The sequence below is a fragment of the uncultured Zoogloea sp. genome (assembly GCF_937894855.1).
In the GTDB taxonomy this organism is placed as follows: domain Bacteria; phylum Pseudomonadota; class Gammaproteobacteria; order Burkholderiales; family Rhodocyclaceae; genus Zoogloea; species Zoogloea oryzae.
In genome coordinates this window covers 1-4,438 of record NZ_CALAYQ010000053.1, presented here as the reverse complement: position 1 = coordinate 4,438, position 4,438 = coordinate 1, and the positions used below count along the sequence as shown (strand labels likewise).

Sequence of the window (4,438 nt, the reverse complement as noted above, 5' to 3'; positions counted from 1 at the left end):
TGGCGGCCAGCGGGCCGATGTTGCCCAGGCCCAGCACCGCGGTGCCGTTGGTGACCACGGCCACCAGATTGCCGCGGGAGGTGTATTCCTGCGCGTCGGCCGGATCGGCCACGATGGCGTCACAGGCGGCGGCCACGCCGGGGGAGTAGGCCAGTGCCAGGTCGCGCTGGTTGGTCAGGCCCTTGGTCGGCACCACCGAAATCTTGCCGCGGGTCGGGCTACGGTGGTACTCGAGGGCGGCGGCGATGAAATCCTTGTCCATGTTCTATCTCTACCAAAAAAAATGGTCCGACCCCTCCCCGCAAGGCAAACGGCCAAGCGGGCAAGGAGCGCTAACCCTGCTGCACACGGAAGTCTGTAAGCGTCTTGGATGCCCCGAAGTGGGCATTTGCATGGTCTGACGGCCGGGTGCGATTGACGCCTGCGCCTGGCCGGAGTTCCGCCGCCGGGAGGGGGCGACGAAGACTGCAGATTATTCTTGTCGGGCGAGTTTAACCGACGAGGCGCATTTTCGCACCCCTCGTAATTAGGGCGGACCCGCATTGCGTGGCACAATCGCGCCCAGTCATAACACTGGCACCAAAGATCAGAGGGAAGAGACGATGCGACGAGTGGTGTTCAACCAGAAGGGCGGCGTGGGCAAATCCACCATCACCTGCAACCTCGCGGCGATCAGCGCCGCCAACGGCCTGCGCACGCTGGTGGTGGATCTGGACCCGCAGGGCAACTCCACCCACTATCTGCTCGGCAACGGCGCCGAGAACGCCGACGACACCATCGCCGGGCTCTTCGAGCAGACGCTGAACTTCAAGTTCAACCCCAAGAAGACCGCCGAGTTCGTCCAGCCGACGCCCTTCGCCAACCTGTCGATCCTGCCGTCCCACCCGGATCTCGAAGAGCTCCAGGGCAAGCTCGAATCCCGCTACAAGATCTTCAAGCTGCGCGACGCGCTCGATGAGCTCGCCGACGACTTCGACGCGGTGTTCATCGACACCCCGCCGGCCCTCAACTTCTTCACGCGCTCGGCGCTGATCGCCACCCGGCTGTGCCTGATCCCCTTCGACTGCGACGACTTCTCTCGCCGGGCGCTCTACGCGCTGCTCGAGAACGTCCAGGAGATCAAGGCCGACCACAACCGCGATCTGGAAGTTGAAGGCATCGTCGTCAATCAGTTCCAGCCCCGCGCCAGCCTGCCGCAAAAGCTGGTGCAGGAGCTCATCGACGAAGGCCTGCCGATCTTCAAGACCTACCTGTCCAGCTCGATCAAGATCCGCGAAAGCCACGAGCAGGCCAAGCCGATGATCCACCTCGACCCGAAGCACAAGCTGGCCCAGGAATTCAGCGCCCTGCACGCCGAGCTGCGCCGGTGATTTCACGGCGCCGGCACCCGGCGCCGTGACATTTCTTTCACCCCGCAACCTTCCGCCACAGCGCGGGGCACTCAAAACGGATAAGCTGCGCCCGGTCGACTCAAGGGCGCGGCACCGCCCCCCCACGCACGCATGCTGTTCAATTCGTACTCCTTCCTGCTGGCCTACCTGCCGGTCACGCTGCTCGGCTTCTTCATCCTGGGCCGCATCGGCAAGCAGGCCGGCGCCGCCTGGCTGGCCGCCAGCTCGCTGTTCTTCTACGCCTGGTGGGATTACCGCTACCTGGCCCTGCTGCTCGCCTCGATCTGCGCCAACTATCTGGCCGGCAGCTACATCGCCCGCCGCGCCGGCACCGCCGAGGGGCGCCGGGTGCTCACCCTGGCGGTGATCGTCAATCTGGTGCTGCTGGGCTACTACAAGTACGCCGACTTCTTCCTGTCCAGCGCCAACGCCCTGCTGGGCACCGACTGGCCGATCCTCGGGATCATCCTGCCCATCGGGATCTCGTTCTTCACCTTCACCCAGATCGCCTTCCTGGCCGACGCCTACGCCGGCAAGGTCACCGAATACCGCTTCATCTACTACGTGCTGTTCGTCACCTACTTCCCGCACCTCATCGCAGGCCCGGTGCTGCACCACAAGGAGATGATGCCGCAGTTCGACGAAGACCGTAATTACCGCCCTCACGCCGCCAACTTCGCCATCGGCCTCACCATCTTCGCCATCGGCCTCGCCATCTTCGCCATCGGCCTCGCCAAGAAGGTGCTGATCGCCGACAGCCTCGCCGACTACGCCACGCCGGTCTTTGCCCCCGGCGCCGGCGCCCCCACCCTGTTCAATGCCTGGGGCGGCGCGCTGGCCTACACCTTCCAGCTGTACTTCGACTTCTCGGGCTATTCCGACATGGCCATCGGCCTGTCGCGGATGTTCGGGGTGCGCCTGCCGCTCAACTTCAACTCGCCCTACAAGTCGCGCAACATCACCGAGTTCTGGCGCCGCTGGCACATGACGCTCTCGCGCTTCCTGCGCGATTACCTCTACATTCCCCTCGGCGGCAACCGCCACGGGCGCTTCCGCCGCCATTTCAACCTGCTCACCACCATGGTGCTGGGCGGCCTGTGGCACGGCGCCGGCTGGAACTTCGTGATCTGGGGCGCGCTGCACGGCGGCTTCCTGGTGGTCAATCATGCCTGGCAGGACGTCTGCCGCCGGGTGCCGGTGCATCTGCCGGCCGGCCTTGGGCGGCTGCTGGGCGTGCTCGTCACCTTCCCGTGCGTGGTGTTCGCGTGGATGTATTTCCGCGCGCCGGATCTCGCCACCGCACACAAAGTGATCGGCGGCATGCTCGGCCAGTTCGGCGCCAGCCTGCCCGAACCCATCCTGTCGCGCCTCGGCCCGCTCAAGGGCGTGGTGAATGGCCTCGGCATCGGCGTCAGCCTCGGCGGCGGCGCGGCCTTCGTCGAAACCTGGGCCTGGGTGATCGTCGGCGCGCTGGTGGCCTTCTTCGCCCCCAACACGCAAGAGATCATGGGCCGCTTCGACCCCGCCCTGCCCGAAGACAGCCGCCACGCCCAGCCCGTGGCCCGCCGCCTGGCATGGCAACCGAGCCGCCGCAGCGCGCTCGCCATCGGCCTGCTGTTCGCCCTCGGCGTGCTGGCCCTCTCCCGCCCCACCGAATTCCTGTACTTCCAGTTCTGATGGCTTCCCCGACGACTCCCGTCTCCTGGGCCAGCTACCTGCGCTGGATGCTGGCCACCCTCGTCGCCTGCGTCGCGCTGGTGGGCGCCATCAACGTCTTCATCGACCCGCTGGGCATCTTCGGCTCGCCGCGGATCGCCGGCCTCAGCGCCACCAAGCCCTACCTCGACCACCACCGGGAACTCACCCGCTGGCAGGCCGCGCGCCGCCTGTGCCCCAGCGCCGGCATCTTCGGCAACTCCCGCGCCGAGATTGGCTTCGACCCCGAGCACCCAGCCTTCGCCGCCCGAGGACTATCGGCCTTCAATTACGCTCTCCCTAATGCGCCAGTAAGCACTGTTTATCGCGAACTGAATTGGCTTGCCACAACAGGCTGCTCTCCGTCGGAAGCCATTATCGGCTTAGAGTTCTACGATTTCTTTGGATCCACAGAAGCCGTACCGCTGCCACCCGCCGACACCCCGCCGGCCATCGACGGCAAGGTGCTGGCCGAAACCGTGTTCTCCATCACCGGCCTGCGGGATTCCGCCAAGACGGCCGCCCTGCAGCGCGCCCGCTACGCCGCCACCCTGACCGAGCGCGGCTTCAATCCGCTGGACAACTACATCGCCGAGGTGGACAACAGCGGCCACTACATCCTTTTCCGCCAGCGCGCCGATGAGAACGCCCGCAACTGGGGCCGCAAGGCCAAGGCCATCCAGCCCGCCGAGGGGCAATCCATCGACCAGCAGGCCCTCGACGCCCTCCTCGCCGGCATCCAGACGAGCGGCGGCAAGGCCCGGCTGGTGATCTACCCCTACCACGCCGAGATCCGCCTGATGCAGGCACGGCTTGGGCTGGCCGACCTCTTCAACGACTGGAAGCGCATGGTCGTCGCCATCGCCGCGCGGCATCCGGGCGTCGAAGTGTGGGATTTCAGCGGCATCGGCCCCGAAACCCTCGAAACCATCCCCGCCCCCGGCGACCGCAAGACCCACCTCCAGTATTTCTGGGAAGCCGGCCACTTCAAGCGCGCCCTGGGCGACAAGGTAATCGCCCGGGTGATGGGCACAGCCGACGCCGATGGCAGGTTCGGCATCCAGCTCACCCCGGACAACATCGAAAACGTGATCGCCGCCGATCGCAAACAGCTCGACACCCTCCTCACCACCCCGTCGCCGCTCCTCACCGAGGTGGACGACGTGGTCGGCAAACGCCGCTAAGCCAGCTCATGTCGGACTAAAGTCCGACCTACAGATCGGCGAGGCTGCAACCCACACACCCGCGAAACCCCTGTAGGTCGGACTTCAGTCCGACAGCACGACCCAATCAAGCTCCCGGTGTCGGACTAAAGTCCGACCTACAGATCGGTGAGGCTGCAACCCGCATAC

Annotated in this window: 3 protein-coding genes and 1 pseudogene; 3 read left to right on the top strand and 1 reads right to left on the bottom strand. The window is 65.8% G+C overall.

What is annotated here, in order from left to right; all coding sequences use genetic code 11:
• A pseudogene (locus Q0672_RS07405) lies at nt 1-262 on the bottom strand (NADP-dependent malic enzyme); the annotation flags it as partial.
• 340 nt (nt 263-602) lie between these two features.
• Here Q0672_RS07405 and Q0672_RS07400 point away from each other — a divergent pair.
• The 3 genes from Q0672_RS07400 (at nt 603) to Q0672_RS07390 (ending at nt 4,270) form a co-directional block, all read left to right on the top strand.
• Nucleotides 603-1,370 (top strand): ParA family protein, encoded by a 768-nt coding sequence (locus tag Q0672_RS07400; protein ID WP_153161466.1) that lies wholly within the window; start codon nt 603-605, stop codon nt 1,368-1,370.
• 132 nt (nt 1,371-1,502) lie between these two features.
• Complete coding sequence (locus tag Q0672_RS07395; protein ID WP_298621231.1) at nt 1,503-3,068, top strand: MBOAT family protein; 1,566 nt, start codon at nt 1,503-1,505, stop codon at nt 3,066-3,068.
• Nucleotides 3,068-4,270: a hypothetical protein gene (locus tag Q0672_RS07390; protein WP_298621228.1), complete on the top strand. Its 1,203-nt coding sequence runs from the start codon at nt 3,068-3,070 to the stop codon at nt 4,268-4,270. The genes Q0672_RS07395 and Q0672_RS07390 overlap by 1 nt, the downstream gene beginning before the upstream one ends.
• Nucleotides 4,271-4,438: the final 168 nt, after the last annotated feature.